This window comes from Variovorax sp. Soil_C_19 (assembly GCF_057657255.1).
Genome location: NZ_JBDGIV010000014.1, coordinates 66,556 through 81,967, shown reverse-complemented (window position 1 = coordinate 81,967; position 15,412 = coordinate 66,556). Strand labels below are relative to the sequence as shown.

Genomic DNA, 15,412 nt, shown 5'->3' with positions numbered 1-15,412 from the left:
GACAAACGAGGGCCGGCCGCGCGCCACCGCTTCACAGACAGACATGCAACCGCCCCACATCGGCCCAGAATCCCCCCTGTTCATCGTCCTCAACACCAGCTCCGGCAGCGAGGACGCCGCCGAGGCCCGCCGCACTATCGAAGAAGGCTGCGCCGCGGCCGGTCGCCGCCACCGCATCTTCGAGATCGACGGGCGCGTGACGGTCCAGGCGCTGGCGCGCGAGGCGGTCGAGCGGGCGCGCGCGGCGGGCGGGATCGTGGTGGCGGCGGGCGGCGACGGCACGATCAATGCGGTGGCCCAGGCCACGCTCGGCAGCGGGCTGGCCTTCGGCGTGCTGCCGCAGGGCACCTTCAACTACTTCAGCCGCGCCCATGGCATTCCGCGCGACACCGCCGAGGCGCTGCAGGTGCTGCTGACCCAGCGGCCCCGGCCCGCGCAGGTGGGGCTGGTCAACGACCGCGCCTTCCTCGTGAATGCCAGCATGGGCCTGTATGCCGAGCTGCTCGAGGACCGCGAGAGTTACAAGGTGCGCTATGGCCGCAAGCGCTGGGTCGCCTTCTTCGCCGGGCTGCTCACGGTGATGCGCGGCCGCCGCCACTGGAACCTGCGCATGGCCTGGCGCGGGCAGGAACGGTCGATCCGCACACCGACACTGTTCGTCGGCAACAACCCGCTGCAACTGCTGCAGGTCGGCATCGAACATGCCGACGCCCCCGAGAACGGCCAGCTGGCCGCCGTCACGCTGAAGCCCCTGGGCATGCTCGCGATGCCGGGTCTGCTGGTGCGCGGCGCGCTGGGCCGCTTGGGCAGCGCCGACGAGGTGCTGAGCTTTCCGTTCGAATCGTTGACGGTGAATGCCGGCCGCTCGCGCGGCCCGCGGCGCGTGAAGGTGGCGACGGACGGCGAGATCGCCTGGGCCGAGATGCCGCTCCTTTTCCGTGTCTCGCCCGAGCCGCTGTGGCTGGTACGGCCCGAGGTGGCACCGGAACTGGAGGCCGCCAAGCAATGAGCGGCCTGCTGCAGATTTCCGATCCGCATTTCGGCACCGAGCAGCCCGAGGTGCTGTCCGCGCTGGAACGCTTCGCGCGCGAACTCGCGCCGCAGGTGGTGGTGCTCTCGGGCGACATCACGCAGAGGGCCACGCGGCGCCAGTTCGCGGCGGCGCGCACCTTCGTCGACCGGATCGCGGCACCGGCGGTGGTGGCGATTCCGGGCAACCACGACATTCCGCTGTTCCAGCTGGGCGCACGCCTGCTTTCGCCCTACGGCCGGTATGCCGAGGCCTTCGGCGCCGAGCTGGAGCCGGTGTTCGAGTCCGCCGACTGGCTGGTCATCGCGGTCAACACCACGCGTTGGTACCGGCACGAGGACGGCGAAGTGTCGCCCGCGCAGGTCGAGCGGGTGGCGGATCGGCTGGCGCGTGCGCGCCCCACGCAGCTGCGCGTGGTGGTCACGCACCAGCCGGTGCTGGTGACACGGCCCGAAGACCTGCGCAACCGGGTGCACGGGCATGAAGCAGCCATTGCGCGCTGGTGCGCGGCCGGCATGGACCTGATCCTCGGCGGCCATATCCACTTGCCTTTCGTGCGTCCGCTCGCCGCGGCCTGCACCGCCTGCCCGCCCACGGCGTGGGCAGTCCAGGCCGGCACGGCCGTGTCGTCGCGCGTGCGCGGCGGGCACCCCAACTCGGTGAATGTGGTGCGCACGACGGATGCAGACGGCAGCCGCATCTGCCAGGCCGAGCGCTGGGACCATTCGGCGATCGAAAAGGCGTTCGTCTGCGCCAAGACATGGCAGCTGCCGCTGGCGGAGGGTTTCAAGGGACCGGGCTAAAGTCAGGCGCATGCCCATGGATGCCCCCGCTCTCGTTCTTCTTGCGCACCAGTTCGGCGAGCATGCCCTGGCCTGGTTTGCGGCCGCCTTCGTCGTCTCGGTGCTCGGTACGGGCGCGGTCTGCGCGAGCCTGCAGCGGCGCCGCGCCCGCACCGCAGCGGACGGCGAACCCGACGAGCCGCGGCTCGCGGGTGCGCTGGCCGTCGGCTTCGGCGGCATCCTCGCGGCGGCGAGCCTGGTGGCCTACATCGCCTCGAAGCTCGGCGACGGGCGACTGCTGGGACTGGCCGACCAGGCGCTCGCCGATGCTATCGCGGCGCACGTGCCCTGGGGAGCGCTGGTAGTTTTCAGCTGGCTCACGCACCTCGGCGACTTCGAACTGCTGGCGCCGGTCTGCATCGCTGTGGCCTGGCTGCTGTGGCGCCATGCGCACCGCGGGCTCGCGCTCGGGTGGGTGATGGCGCTCGGCGGCATCGTGCTGCTGAACCCGGCGCTCAAGCGCATCTTCGAGCGCGCGCGGCCGCTGCACGACCACGGCCTCACGGTCGAGACCAGCTTCAGCTTCCCGAGCGGCCACGCCGCCGGCGCGATCGTGAGCTACGGCATGCTGATGTACTTGGCGTTGCGCCTGCTGCCGCCGCGCTGGCATGTGCCCGCGGCCATGGCCGGCACGGCCGCCATCGTCACCATCGGCTCCAGCCGCGTGTTTCTGCAGGTGCACTTCGCGAGCGATGTGCTTGCCGGGCTGGCGACCGGCCTGGCCTGGCTCCTCGTGTGCGTGGGCAGCCTCGAATTCGCGCGGCACCGCAGGCGCCGGCGCCTCCGCTGAGCTGCACCGCTTCGTGCCTCAATACTCCCAGAAGATGCGCTGCAGTTCCTTGGTGTCACTCGTTCTAGTGAGCGCCACCATTGCAAGGACGCGCGCCTTCTGGGGGCGCAAGTCGTGCGCCACCACCCAGTCGTACTTGTCGTCGGGCTGCTCGGCATTGCGCAGCACGAAGCCGTCGGCCACGCGCGAGGCACGGATCACGACCACGCCATCGGCGCGCGCCTTCTGCAGGTTCGGCACCACGCGCGCTGCCACCGAGCCGTTGCCCGTGCCGCCATGGACGATCGCCTTCACGCCGGCCTTGGCATAGGCATCGACGGCGATCGGCGAGACCCCTTCGTAGCCCAGCGCGATTTCCACCGGCGGCAGCGCATCGATGCTGTCGATGTTGAACTCCGAAGTCGTGGTGTGGCGTTTCACGGGCGCGCGGAACCAGTAGTTGCGGCCTTCGACCACCATGCCGAGCGGGCCCCACTGGCTCGAGAACGCACTGGTCTTGATGTTGACGTTCTTGCTCACGTCGCGGCCGCTGTCGATGTTGTCGGCCATGGTGACGAGCACGCCCTTGCCGGCCGCGTCCTTGCTGCCGGCCACGCTGACGGCGTCGTACAGGTTGAGTGCGCCGTCGGCCGAGAGCGCGGTGCCGGGGCGCATGGAGCCGACCACCACGATCGGCTTGCTGGTGTGCACGGTGAGCGTCAGGAAGTACGCGGTCTCCTCGAGCGTGTCGGTGCCGTGGGTGATGACGATGCCGTCCACGTCGGCCTGCTTCGAAAGCGCCGACACGCGCTTGGCGAGCGTCAGCAGGTGGTCGTTGGTCATGCTCTCCGACGCGACCTGGAACACCTGCTCGCCGCGCACGTTGGCGATCTTCGTCAGCTCGGGCAGGCCGGCGATCAGCTTGTCGACGCCCACCTTGGCGGCCGCATAGGTGGCGCTGTTGACGGCCGAGGCACCGGCCCCTGCGATGGTGCCACCGGTGGCCAGGATCACCACATTGGGAAGCGCCTGCTGCGCCTGGGCGATGGCGCTGGCGGCAAGCAATGCGGCACCGGCCGCGAAGGCCCGAAGGCGGGATGAAAGGTACATGCACAACTCCTTGCGTTAACAATTCTGCGAAGCGGCGAGAAGATACATGAACCATGGCGGTATGCCGCCCCCGGGCCATGCCGCCATGGCATGCGGCCATGCGCGTGGGATTACCATCGGGCCGGCGCACTGCCGCCACCCGCCCATGAACGCCGATTCCGCCGCCCTCCCCCCCGCCCCTGCCCTGGAGATGCCCGCGCCCGAGGGTCCGCTGTCGCGGGCGCGGCCCGGGCGCGAGCGCATCATGGCGGCGATCCGGGCAGCGGCCATCGCCGAATTCAGCCTCAACGGCCTGAAGGGCACGTCGACCCAGGCCATCGCCGCGCGCGCCGGCCTCACCAAGCCGCAGCTGCACTACTACATCGCCGGCAAGGAGGAGCTCTACGAAGAGCTGCTGATGCAGGTGCTGCATGCCTGGAAGGTGGTGTTCTCGTTCGAGGACGCGAGCGACCCGGCCACGGTGCTCGGCGACTACATCCGCAAGAAGCTCGACCATGCCTTCGACAACCCCGAGATCTCGCGCATCTTCACGCGCGAAGTGCTCGACGGCGGCCGCAACCTCGACCGCTACTGGCCGAACGCGCGCGCCTGGACGCAGAAGAAGGTCGACATCATCAACGGCTGGATCGCGCGCGGGCAGATGCGCCCGCTCGACGCGCGGCTGCTCTTGATGCACATCTGGGCCATGACCCAGAGCTATGCCGACTACGCGATACAGACGCGCGTGATGCTCGGCCTGCCGCCCGACGCGCCCATCGAGCGCGAGCCGATCGCGCGCGAGCTCGTCGGCTTCGTGTTGAGCGGCTGCGGTATCGAAGCCTAGTTTTCCGCTGAATCGGCGCCTCTGCGCCCCAAGCCGGTGCCTCCGCGCTGGCACGTCGCTTGCATAACCTGACCACTTGCTCTGATTAAGCGGTCAAACACCATGCGCGTGCTCGTCGTCTACTGCCATCCGGTTGAAACCAGCTTCCACGCTGCACTGCACCAGGAGGTGCTCAGGAATCTGCGTGCGGCCGGGCACGAGGTGGACGACTGCGACCTTTACGCTGAGGGCTTCGACCCGGTGCTTTCGCGCGCGGAGCGCCTGGGCTACCACGACGTGCCGCAAAACCGGTTGCCGCTGGCATCCCATGTCGCCCGGCTGCAATGGGCCGAGGGCATCGTCTTCTGCTTCCCGACCTGGTGCTTCGGGCTGCCGGCCATGCTCAAGGGCTACTTCGACAGGCTGTTCATGCCAGGCGTGGCTTTCGACATCAGCGATCCGGCCAACGTGAAGCCGATGCTGACGCACATCAAGCGCATCAGCGCCGTGGTGACCTACGGCCGGCCGCGCTGGGTCGCCTGGTACATGGGCGACCCGCCGCGCAAGATCGTCACCCGCTACATGCTGCGGCTGACCGGCCGGCGCGCAACGGTGGACTACCACGCCCACTACCACATGAACGTGGCGACCGAGCCTCAATTGAAGCGCTTCATGGCGCGCGTGGGCCGGGCGATGGGGCGCTTCGCATGACCGCGTCGCCCGCTCTGCTCGACAACGTGCGGCTGCCGCGCTGGCTGCTGCCGGCCGACTGGCCGGGGCGCGAGAGCGTGCCCGTGCTCGCACGCATCGCGCTCGAGGCCGGCCGCGTGCAGTCGGTGCGCCCTGCCACCGATGCGGCCCGCTCTGCCGCAGGGTGGAACCTCGACGGCGCGCTCGCACTGCCGGGCTTCGTGGACGCCCACACGCACCTCGACAAGGCCTTCACGCTGCCGCGCATGCAGCAGGTGCAGCCGGGGTTGCTTGGCGCCATCGATGCAATGCTGGCCGATCGCGCCCACTGGACGCCTGCCGATGTGCGCGAGCGAGCGGCCCGCGCGCTGCAATGGGCCTGGGAATGCGGCACCACGCAGGTGCGCACGCACGTCGACTGGTGGGAGCCCGATGCGTTGCCGATGGCCTGGTCGGTGTTGGCCGAGCTTGCACAGGAATGGCGCGGCCGCGTGCGGCTGGAGCAGGTCGGCCTGATCAAGCTGCCGCTGTTCGAGGATGCCGCGCAGGCGCTGCGGCTCGCGCAGCAGGTGAAGGCCACCGGGCCGCATGCGCTGCTCGGCGGCTTCGTGCACTCCACCAACTGGAGCAACACCGCGCTGCGCAACCTGCTGCTGTCGGCCCAGGCCTGCGAGCTCGACGTGGACCTGCACGTGGACGAGGAACTCAACGCGCAGGCGGTCGGCCTCGAGACGACGGCCCGCATCCTGCGCGAAATCGGCTATGGCGGCCGCGTGGTCTGCGGCCATGTCTGCGCACTGGCGGTGCAGCCGGAAGCGCAGGCGCTCGCCACGCTCGACGCGGTGGCGCGCGCCCCGATCACCGTGGTCTCGCTGCCCGCCACGAACCTGCTGCTGCAGGACGCAGTGACCGGCCGCACGCCGCGCCTGCGCGGCATCACGCTGGTGAAGGAGGCGCGCGAGCGCGGCATCCCGGTGCTGTTCGCGAGCGACAACGTGCAGGACCCCTTCTGCCGGCTCGGCAGCTTCGATCCGGTCGAGGCGCTGGGCACGGCCGCACTCGTGGCACAGCTCGACGACCCTTTCGACACCTGGTCCGAGGCGCTGTGCCGCGCGGACTGGCTGCGGCGCGAGCCGGCCACAGTGCCCACGCTGGTCGGCGCCAGCAGCGACCTGGTGCTGTTCACGCAAGCCGACCGCCACGGCTGGCCCTCGCGCAGCGCTCAGCGCGTGGTGCTGCGCGACGGCCAGGTGACGCAAGGCGACCCGACCCCGTTTCTTCCCACGTAGAGAACCCACAAGGCGCCCATGCTCCACGGCTACATTCCACCCCACCGCTTCCTGCCTTACCTCAGCTGGACCGAGATCGCGGCCCTGCCGGACCGCGAGAACACCGTCATCGTGCTGCCCTGCGGCGCAATCGAACAGCACGGCCCGCACCTGCCGTGCTCGGTCGACAGCGTGATCTGCTCGGGCGTGATGGGCAAGGCGCTCGAGAAGCTGCCCGCGGAGGTGCGCGCCTTCGCGCTGCCGACCATCACCTACGGCAAGTCGGAAGAGCACCTGCACTTTCCGGGCACCATGACGCTGACCGGCACCACGCTGCTGTCGACCGTGATCGAGATCGGCGAATCGGTGTACCGCTCGGGCTTTCGCAAGCTGCTGTTCGCCAATGGGCACGGCGGCCAGCCGCAGGTGCTCGAGATGGCGGCGCGCGAGCTGCGGCTGCGCCATGGCGACTTCGTGGTGCTGCCGCACGGCGTCTCGCGGCTGCCGAGCGCGGCCAGCCAGCAGGTGAGCGAGCAGGAGAAGAAGCTCGCGATGCACGCAGGCCATTCGGAGACCGCATTGATGCTCGCGCTCGCACCCGACACGGTGCACATGGCGCGCGCCGTGGCCAACTTTCCGCCTCCGTTCCCGATCAAGCTGCTGTCGCCCGACGGCCGGCCGGCCTGCGCCTGGACCGCGCGCGACTTCGGCCCGAGCGGCGTGATCGGCGACCCGACCACCGCCACCCGCGAACAGGGCGAGCAGATCCTCGAGACGCTCTCCGACAGCTGGGTGCAGGCGCTGACCGAACTGCATGCGCTGCGCTGGCTGGTGCGCGAGGAAGCCACCTGGGAGCGCGGTCACCAGCAGGGCTTCGTCCAGCAGCACTTCACGCCGGCCTGAGCCTGCTTCTTGCATCCGGCATTTCCGTAGCTCTCTCTCTTCCCAACCTCACGCACTCTCGAAAGGTCGACTCCCATGCGCTCCTTCGCACGCTCCCTGGCCGGCGCCGCCGCCATCGTCTTCCTCGCTGCAGCCGCTCCCGCGCACGCCGAAGACAAGTTCACCTACATGACCAACTGGTACGCGCAGGCCGAGCACGGCGGCTTCTACCAGGCGGTGGCCGAAGGCATCTACAAGAAGCACGGGCTCGACGTGACCATCCGGATGGGTGGCCCGCAAGTCAACATCACGCAAATGATGGCCGCGGGCCAGGCCGACTGCATCATGGGCTCGAGCGACATCCAGATGATGCAGGTGCGCGAAGGCGGCGTGCCGGTGGTCAACGTGGCGGCCTTCTTCCAGAAGGATCCGCAGGTGCTGATCGCGCACGACGACGTGAAGAAGTTCGAGGACCTGAAAGGCAAGACGCTCCTGATCGGCGCCCAGGCCAACCGCGGCTACTGGCCCTGGCTCAAGGCCCGCTTCGGCCTCAAGGACGAGCAGACGCGTCCCTACACCTTCAACATCCAGCCCTTCGTGGCCGACAAGAACACCGCGCAGCAGGGCTACCTGACTTCGGAGCCGTATGCGATCCAGAAGGCCGGGGTGAAGAGCACCGTGCTGATGTTCAGCGACCACGGCTTCCCCGCCTATGCAACCACGGTCTCGTGCATGGAGAAGACAGTGAAGGAGCGCAGCAAGCAGGTGGCGGCCTTCATCAAGGCCTCGGCCGAAGGCTGGAAGAGCTACCTCGCCAATCCCGCACCCGCCAACGCGCTGATCAAGAAGGACAACCCCAACATGACCGACGACCAGCTCGCCTACAGCGTGGCCAAGCTCAAGGAGATGGGCATGATCACCGGCGGCGATGCGGGCCAACTCGGCATCGGCGTGATCACCGATGCACGCGCCAAGGCGAGCTACGACTTCCTCGTGAGCGCCAAGCTGCTCGATCCTGCAAAGGTCGAACTCGCCAAGACCTACACGACCGAGTTCGTGAAGGACGCCAAGGTCCTGCCTTGAAGCCGACGCTGCCGGAGGCCCGCGCATGAACCGCATCGAACCCCACACGCTTGCGCCGCCGGCTGGCCTCGCGCCCACCGTGCCGGCGGTCGAAGTGCTCTCGGCCGAGAAGACCTACCCCAACGGCACGCAGGCGCTGCTGCCGGTGGACCTGTCGATCGCCGAAGGCGAGTTCGTCACGCTGCTCGGCCCTTCGGGCTGCGGCAAGAGCACGCTGCTCAAGATGGTGGCGGGCATGCTCGAGCCAAGCGACGGGCGGCTGCTGGTGTGGCGCAAGCCCGTGGCGGAAATCCACAGCTGCCCGCGCAAGCTGTCGTTCGTGTTCCAGTCGGCCACACTGATGCCGTGGGCCAGCGTGAAGACCAACGTGCGGCTGCCGCTCGACCTGGCCGGCGTGCCGCGCAGGGAGGCTGAGGCACGGGTGATGGACTCGCTCGCGCTGGTGGGCCTCGAGAAGTTCGCCGACGCGCTGCCGCGTGCGTTGTCGGGCGGCATGCAGATGCGCGTGTCGATCGCGCGCGGGCTCGTCACCGAGCCCGACCTGCTGCTGATGGACGAGCCCTTCGGCGCGCTCGACGAAATCACGCGCCACAAGCTCGACGCCGACCTGCTCGATCTCTGGCGCAAGAAGAAGCTCACGGTGGTCTTCGTGACGCATTCGATCCACGAGGCGGTGTTTCTCTCGACCCGGGTGGTGATGATGGCTGCGCGGCCCGGCCGGGTGGTGGAGCAGTTCGTGATCGACGAGCCTTATCCGCGCAGCCCCGACTTCATGGTGACGCCCGAGTTCGCGCGCCATGCCCGGCGCCTGCAAGAGAGCCTGCTGCGCGCGAGCCGCGCCGACGAGGAGCACGCACGATGACGACGACCGCCCGAAAGAACCCGCCGCTGCTGGCCCAGCCGCGCGTGCAGCGCGTTGTCTATCCCCTTCTCATCGGCGTGGTGCTGGTCGCGCTGTGGCAATGGATGGTGGTGGCCATGGAGCTGCCGCCCTACCTGGTGCCCTCGCCGATCCTGATGGTGCAGACGCTCGTCACCGACTGGGCGCCGCTCGGCAGTGCGCTCTGGGTCACGCTGAAGATCACGCTGCTGTCGTTCGCGCTCGCCACGGTGGCGGGTGTGCTGGTGTCGTTCCTGTTCGTGCAGAGCAAGCGCATCGAGACCGCCCTGTTTCCGTATGCCGTGCTGCTGCAGGTGACACCGATCGTCGCGGTGGCGCCGCTGATCATCATCTGGGTGAAGAACCCTGTAGCGGCAATGACCGTGTGCGCGGCGCTCGTGGCGCTGTTCCCGATCATCAGCAACACCACGCTCGGGCTGCGCAGCATCGACCCCGACCTGCAGAGCTACTTCAAGCTCAACCGCGCGACGCGCTGGCAGCAGTTGGTGCGGCTGCGCATTCCGAGCGCGCTGCCGTATTTCTTCGGCGGGCTGCGCATCTCGAGCGGCCTGGCGCTGATCGGCGCGGTGGTGGCCGAGTTCGTGGCCGGCACCGGCGGCGCGGGCGCCGGACTGGCCTACCAGATCCTGCAGGCCGGCTTTCAACTGAACATCCCGCGCATGTTCGCGGCCCTGCTCCTGATCTCACTGACCGGCGTCGCGCTCTTCGTGCTGATGGCCTGGCTCACCAAGCTCGCGCTCGGATCGTGGCACGCGAGCGAACTTTCTCAGGACTGACCTTGACCATGAACGCTTCCATCTCCGCCATCGAACAACTTCTGTTCGAGCTGCCGAACCTCGACTGGATCACCGACGAAAGCCGCGTGGCACGCCTGTCGCAGGACTTCTCCTGGTTCAGCCCGGTGCTGAACCGCCAGCTCAAGGACAAGCGCGCCGACGCCGTCGTGCGGCCGCGCACCGAGGACGAGATCCGCGCCGTGGTCGGTGCCTGCGCACGGCGCGGCATACCGATCACGATCCGCGGCAGCGGCACCGGAAACTACGGCCAGACCACACCGCTCGCGGGCGGCGTGGTGCTCGACATGACCGGCTACAACGCGTTCCTCTGGGTGCAGCCCGGCGTGGCCCGCGCGCAGGCCGGCATCCGCCTGGGCGAACTCGAGAAGCAGACCCGGCCCTCGGGGCAGGAGATGCGCAGCGTGCCTTCGACCTACCGCAGCGCTACGCTCGGCGGCCTGTTCGGCGGCGGATTTGGCGGTGTGGGCTCGATCAACTACGGGCCGATCGGCGCGCCCGGCAATGTGCTCGGCATCCGCGCCATGACCATCGAGCCCGAGCCGCAGGTGGTCGAGCTGCGCGGCGCCGAGGCGATGCGCATGCACCATCTCTGGGGCACCAACGGGCTGGTGCTTGAAATCGAGATCGCGCTCGCACCCGCGCATCCGTGGCTCGAGACGCTCGTGACCTTCGACAGCTTTGCCGACGCGCTGCACTTCGCCGACAAGCTCGCGAACGCGCCGGGCATCGTCAAGCGCGAGATCGCCTTCTTCGCCGCACCGATCGCGGACCACCTGGCGCAGCTCGCAGCGCACCTGCCCAAGGGCTGCCACACGGTACTGTCGCTGGTGGCCGAGTCGTGCGAGGCCGCGATGCTGCAGCTGGCCGAGGTGCACGGCGGCAACGTGAGCTACCGCAGGACGGCCGCCGAGGTGCAGAAGAGCAACCGCACGCTGGCGGAGTTCACCTGGAACCACACCACGCTGCATGCGCTGAAGGTCGACCCCACGCTGACCTACCTGCAGAGCGGCTTCGTGCCGGGGCAGCATGTGGCGCAGGTCACCGAGATGGAGCAGCTGCTTGGCGGCGAGGTCATGATGCACATCGAGTTCATCCGCAACGTGGCGGGGCTCATGACCTGCAGCGGTCTCCAGCTGGTGCGCTTCAGCACCGAGGAGCGGCTTGCCGAGATCATCGAGATCCACCGCGCGCACAAGGTGCACATCAACAACCCGCATGTGAACATCGTCGAGGACGGCAAGGCGGGCGGCCCGCTACCGCCCGAGGTCATCGCAATGAAGCAGCGCTTCGATCCGCTGGGGCTCCTGAACCCCGGCAAGCTGCGCGACTGGCCGGTGAAGAAAGCCGAGCCGCTCGCGGCCTGAGCCGCACGTCGGCTTCGCGTTGCTTCAGTTCTTGCGGCGCAGCGCGAAGGCGATCGCCACGACGGCGAAGGCAAGGCCCCACAGCGGCCAGAGCCCGAACGGCGCCACCCAGCGTGCGAACGGCGTGAGGCCGGTACGGCCTTCGACCGTCGCCTCGAGCACGCCGCGCGTGAGCCGCGGCAGCGCATGCGTGACGCGGCCTTCGGCGTCGACGACGACCGTGGCGCCGGTGTTGGTGGCGCGCACCATCGGGCGCGCGAACTCAAGCGCGCGCATGCGCGAGATCGCCAGATGCTGGTCGATGGCCACGGTGTTGCCGAACCAGGCGATGTTGCTCACGTTGAGCAGGATCGTGGGCGCGCTCGCCTCGTTCTTGAAGTTGGCGCCGATCTCGTCGCCGAACAAATCTTCGTAGCAGATGTTCGGCGCGATGCGCTGGCCCTGCCAGGCGAACGGCGCCTGCGCGAGGCCGCCGCGGGCGAAGTCGCCGAGCGGTATGTTCATCATGTCGATGAACCAGCGGAAGCCCGGTGGGATGAACTCGCCGAACGGCACGAGGTGGTGCTTGCCGTAGCTGTAGGGCTCGGCCACACCAGGCCGAAACCCGAGCACGGCATTGCGGTAGGTGCCCTGCCCGCCGAGCGGCAGGCCGACGATCGCGGCCTGTTCGCCCTGGCTGTAGCGCGCCTGGATGGCGTCGAGGTAGCCGGCGGGCAACTGCTGCGGCAGCAGCGGCAGTGCCGTCTCGGGCGTGACGACCAGCGAGGCCGTCGCATCGCGCAGCTGCTCGCCATACCAGCGCAGCGCGAGGTCGATGCCGCCGCCGGGGATGAACTTTTCGTCCTGGGGGATGTTGCCCTGCAGCAGCGCGACCTGCAGTGTTCCGCTCGATGCCTTGGCGCCCTGCGCGGTCACGAGGTGCGGCGCGGCGAGCGCCGCCGCGGCGACGAGCACGGCGCCCCACACCGCCCTGGTGCGCGCGGGCCGCAGCAGGCCCGCGAGCGCGGCCACGAATGCCGCGACCGCGCCGATGCCGTAGACACCGATCCACGGCGCCCAGGCGGCCAGCGGCCCGTCGACATGAGCATAGCCGCCAGCGCCCCACGGAAAGCCGGTGAACCAGCTGCCGCGCACGAGTTCGGCCAGGGTCCAGAGCGCCGCGAAGACCAGCGCGCCGGCCAGGGCGCGGCGCGGGCCGCGCACCACGAACCAGGCGCAGGCCACCGCGTAGTAGAGCCCGAGCGCCGCCGCGAGCGACAGCACCGCGATGGCCGCCAGCGGTGCCGGCAGCCCGCCATAGGTGTGCATCGAGATGAAAAGCCACCAGAAGGTGCCGGTGAGCCAGGCGGTGGCGAAGAGCCAGCCATGCAGGCCCGCGCGGCGCCAGCCCGCACCCTCGGCGCGGAGCCACCCGAGCAGGCCCACGAGCACGGCGAGCGAGACGAGCTGCAGCCACCAAAGCGGACGGCCGTTGCCGGGCCAGGCGATGGCCGCGGCCTGTGCGAGGCCCGCGAAAGCAAAGCCGAAGACGCGCAGCAGGCCGACGGCGGGCCGCATCAATCGGAAGCGTCGGCGCCGCGGGCCGGCGACACCTTGAACCAGCGCACCGCGCCGCCCTTGGTGTGCAGCACGACGAAGTCGAAGCCGCCGATCGCGTGGTGCTCGCCGCGCTTGGGCACGCGGCCCATCTCGTGTGCGATCAGGCCGCCGATGGTGTCGAAGTCTTCGCCGAGCTGCTCTTCGTCGAAGACGATGCCGAAGGCCTCGCCCACGCGTTCGATAGGCGTGTCGCCCGAGACGCGATAGGTGTGGTCGGCCAGGCCGAAGATGTCGCCTTCGTCCTCGGCAATGTCGAACTCGTCCTCGATCTCGCCGACGATCTGCTCGAGCACGTCTTCGATGGTGATGAGGCCGGCCACGCGGCCGAACTCGTCGATCACGATCGCAAGGTGGTTGCGGTTGCCGCGGAACTCGCGCAGCAGGTCATTCAGGCCCTTGCTCTCGGGCACGAAGGTGGCGGGGCGCAGCAGCGCGCGGATGTTCAGGCCCGGCGCGCGCTGGAGCTTGAGCAGGTCCTTCGCGAGCAGGATGCCGATGATGTTTTCCTTCTCGCCTTCGTACACCGGAAAGCGCGAGTGCGCGGTGTCGATGACGAGGTGCAGCAACGCGTCGTAGGGTGCGTCGATGTTCACCAGATCCATGCGCGGCGCGGCCACCATCACGTCGCCCGCGGTCATGTCGGCCATGCGCAGCACGCCTTCGAGCATCACGCGCGACTCGGCGCCGATCACCTCGTTGTCCTCGGCGTCCGCGAGAGTCTCGATCAACTCGTCGCGCGAGTCGGGTCCGGGGTGGATGAATTCGGCCAGTTTCTGGAGGAATCCGCGCTTGTCTTCCCGTTCGACGGGAGCGCGTTCAGGGTGAGGTTCGGCCACTGCGGGAGGCGTAGTTGAAGAGGCACAAGGATACCGGATTGCGTGTGACAGGCTCTACCCCCGTCAAATCCCTGGCGCCAAGGGAGGATGCAGCCGCTTGCGGCGCAGCCCGGCTGACCAGCCTACTGGGCCGACTTGCCGCGCGCATCGCGGATGCCGCTGCGCACTTCCTGCAGGCTCGCGAGAAAGGCCCAGAACTGTTTGGCGCGGCTCTTGAGGTGGTAGTCGACCGCGGCGAAGTGCTCGAGCGCGATTTCGCTCATGCGGCTGTCGAGGGTGGCGCCGGGCAGTTGCAAATGTGCCTCGGACTCCGAACCGCTGCGCACCACGGTCGCACCGGCGTTGCGGGCGATCTTCAGCATCGCGGCGTTTTCGCTCAGTGCATGGATGAAGAGCATCCCGACGCCTTCGTTGCGTGCAACGACCACGGCGCGCTCGAACAGGCGGGCGCCGTAGCCGCGGCCGCGCGCATGCGCCGCCACCGAGACGCCGAACTCGGCACAGTCGCTGTGCTGGCCCGCAGGCGCGAACGCGAGGTGCGCCATGGCGATCAGGTCGAGCCGGCGGTTGTAGATGCCGAAGAGTTCGTCGCGGTCGAAATCGAGCCCGTCGACGTACCGCTGCACTTGGGGGTCACCTGCGGCATAGCCGAAGCGCAGGTAGCGATCGTGCGGCGAAAGCGCCAGCAGGTGGCGCGCGATGCGGTCGCGCTCGCGCGGGCCGATCGAGCGGATCGGCACCATGACGGGGGCGGGCGCGGGTGTCGCGCGCGGTTGCGCCTCAACCATCGGCGCCTTCAGGAATGAGCCGAGGCCGAGAGACGCCTGCAGAAGGGTCTTGGCGGTAAGCATGCTTCGAATATAAGGGTTTTCCCTTAACTTCCAAGTCCACAGGGGTACTTTCCGGCTTCATTTGTGAACCAATTGTGGATCGCCCATGGCATTGGCGCCACCGATCCGTGGCTAGACGGGTACAGCCGTGGTCGCCTTTACACGATCGAGCACGAAGCTGGTCTTGCAGTCCTCGACGCTGGGATGCTTGAGCAGGGTGTCCATGATGAAACGGCTGTAGTGGCCCATGTCGGCCACCACCACGCGCAGCAGATAGTCCATCTCGCCCGTGAGCGCCGCGCATTCGACCACCTCGGGCCAGGTCTGGACGCTGGCGCGGAACAGGTCCATGGGATTGCGCTTGTGGCTTTCGGTGTGCTTTTCGAGCCTGACGTTCAGGTAGGCCGTGAGCCCGAGGCCCACGACTTCGGGGCGCACGAGTGCGACGTAGCGGTCGATCACCCCGCTTTCTTCGAGACGCTTGACTCGCCGCAGCACGGCGCTCGGCGAGAGGCTGACCTGCTCCGCGATCTGGTCGTAGGTGGCGCGGCCGTCTGCCTGGAGCGTGCGCAGAATCAGCCGATCGATCTTGTCCAGTGCTTCCATGGA

16 protein-coding genes are annotated in these 15,412 nt (G+C 68.7%); 11 read left to right on the top strand and 5 right to left on the bottom strand.

The features are described from left to right. Nucleotides 1-43 precede the first annotated feature (43 nt). From AC3A6R_RS22205 to AC3A6R_RS22195, 3 genes are read left to right on the top strand one after another with little or no spacing between them, the layout of a single operon-like run. The gene (locus AC3A6R_RS22205) at nt 44-1,009 is read left to right on the top strand and encodes a diacylglycerol/lipid kinase family protein (RefSeq protein ID WP_487862329.1); all 966 of its coding nucleotides are present in this window, start codon (nt 44-46) and stop codon (nt 1,007-1,009) included. Next, entirely contained in the window at nt 1,006-1,833 is an 828-nt protein-coding gene (locus tag AC3A6R_RS22200) for a metallophosphoesterase family protein (RefSeq protein ID WP_487865601.1), read from the top strand. Before AC3A6R_RS22205 ends, AC3A6R_RS22200 begins: the two co-directional genes overlap by 4 nt. 16 nt (nt 1,834-1,849) lie before the next feature. Then, nucleotides 1,850-2,662, top strand: coding sequence for a phosphatase PAP2 family protein (locus AC3A6R_RS22195; protein WP_487865600.1), 813 nt, complete (start codon nt 1,850-1,852; stop codon nt 2,660-2,662). A gap of 18 nt (nt 2,663-2,680) precedes the next feature. Here the strand turns inward: AC3A6R_RS22195 and AC3A6R_RS22190 are convergent, their stop codons facing one another. Continuing rightward, nucleotides 2,681-3,751 carry a type II asparaginase gene (locus AC3A6R_RS22190; RefSeq protein WP_487862326.1) on the bottom strand — a complete coding sequence of 357 codons (1,071 nt, stop codon included), beginning with the start codon at nt 3,749-3,751 and terminating at the stop codon, nt 2,681-2,683. A 145-nt stretch (nt 3,752-3,896) separates the two neighbouring features. Between AC3A6R_RS22190 and AC3A6R_RS22185 the strand changes: the two genes are divergently transcribed. The 8 genes from AC3A6R_RS22185 to AC3A6R_RS22150 all read left to right on the top strand — a co-directional run bounded on the left by AC3A6R_RS22185 (nt 3,897) and on the right by AC3A6R_RS22150 (nt 11,538). Next, on the top strand, nt 3,897-4,574 hold the full coding sequence (locus tag AC3A6R_RS22185) for a TetR family transcriptional regulator C-terminal domain-containing protein (protein ID WP_487862325.1): 678 nt from the start codon (nt 3,897-3,899) through the stop codon (nt 4,572-4,574). Between the two features lie 102 nt (nt 4,575-4,676). Next, nucleotides 4,677-5,264, top strand: a complete 588-nt coding sequence (locus AC3A6R_RS22180; protein WP_487862324.1) for an NAD(P)H-dependent oxidoreductase — start codon at nt 4,677-4,679, stop codon at nt 5,262-5,264. Further along, nucleotides 5,261-6,532, top strand: coding sequence for an amidohydrolase family protein (locus AC3A6R_RS22175; RefSeq protein ID WP_487865599.1), 1,272 nt, complete (start codon nt 5,261-5,263; stop codon nt 6,530-6,532). The genes AC3A6R_RS22180 and AC3A6R_RS22175 overlap by 4 nt, the downstream gene beginning before the upstream one ends. 18 nt (nt 6,533-6,550) lie before the next feature. Continuing rightward, nucleotides 6,551-7,414: a creatininase family protein gene (locus tag AC3A6R_RS22170; RefSeq protein ID WP_487865598.1), complete on the top strand. Its 864-nt coding sequence runs from the start codon at nt 6,551-6,553 to the stop codon at nt 7,412-7,414. 75 nt (nt 7,415-7,489) lie between these two features. Further along, nucleotides 7,490-8,476 (top strand): ABC transporter substrate-binding protein, encoded by a 987-nt coding sequence (locus tag AC3A6R_RS22165; protein WP_487865597.1) that lies wholly within the window; start codon nt 7,490-7,492, stop codon nt 8,474-8,476. A gap of 25 nt (nt 8,477-8,501) precedes the next feature. Then, nucleotides 8,502-9,338 carry an ABC transporter ATP-binding protein gene (locus tag AC3A6R_RS22160; RefSeq protein ID WP_487865596.1) on the top strand — a complete coding sequence of 279 codons (837 nt, stop codon included), beginning with the start codon at nt 8,502-8,504 and terminating at the stop codon, nt 9,336-9,338. Then, nucleotides 9,335-10,153 carry an ABC transporter permease gene (locus tag AC3A6R_RS22155; RefSeq protein ID WP_487865595.1) on the top strand — a complete coding sequence of 273 codons (819 nt, stop codon included), beginning with the start codon at nt 9,335-9,337 and terminating at the stop codon, nt 10,151-10,153. The genes AC3A6R_RS22160 and AC3A6R_RS22155 overlap by 4 nt, the downstream gene beginning before the upstream one ends. A gap of 8 nt (nt 10,154-10,161) precedes the next feature. Continuing rightward, entirely contained in the window at nt 10,162-11,538 is a 1,377-nt protein-coding gene (locus AC3A6R_RS22150) for an FAD-binding oxidoreductase (RefSeq protein WP_487865594.1), read from the top strand. Nucleotides 11,539-11,562: 24 nt separating this feature from the next. Here the strand turns inward: AC3A6R_RS22150 and lnt are convergent, their stop codons facing one another. The 4 genes from lnt to AC3A6R_RS22130 all read right to left on the bottom strand — a co-directional run bounded on the left by lnt (nt 11,563) and on the right by AC3A6R_RS22130 (nt 15,409). Continuing rightward, nucleotides 11,563-13,095: an apolipoprotein N-acyltransferase gene (gene lnt, locus AC3A6R_RS22145; protein WP_487865593.1), complete on the bottom strand. Its 1,533-nt coding sequence runs from the start codon at nt 13,093-13,095 to the stop codon at nt 11,563-11,565. Continuing rightward, nucleotides 13,095-13,973 (bottom strand): CorC family transporter, encoded by an 879-nt coding sequence (locus AC3A6R_RS22140; protein WP_487862316.1) that lies wholly within the window; start codon nt 13,971-13,973, stop codon nt 13,095-13,097. Before AC3A6R_RS22140 ends, lnt begins: the two co-directional genes overlap by 1 nt. A 122-nt stretch (nt 13,974-14,095) precedes the next feature. Then, nucleotides 14,096-14,824, bottom strand: coding sequence for a GNAT family N-acetyltransferase (locus AC3A6R_RS22135; RefSeq protein ID WP_487865592.1), 729 nt, complete (start codon nt 14,822-14,824; stop codon nt 14,096-14,098). Nucleotides 14,825-14,935: 111 nt separating this feature from the next. Next, entirely contained in the window at nt 14,936-15,409 is a 474-nt protein-coding gene (locus AC3A6R_RS22130) for an Lrp/AsnC family transcriptional regulator (RefSeq protein WP_487862314.1), read from the bottom strand. Nucleotides 15,410-15,412: the final 3 nt, after the last annotated feature.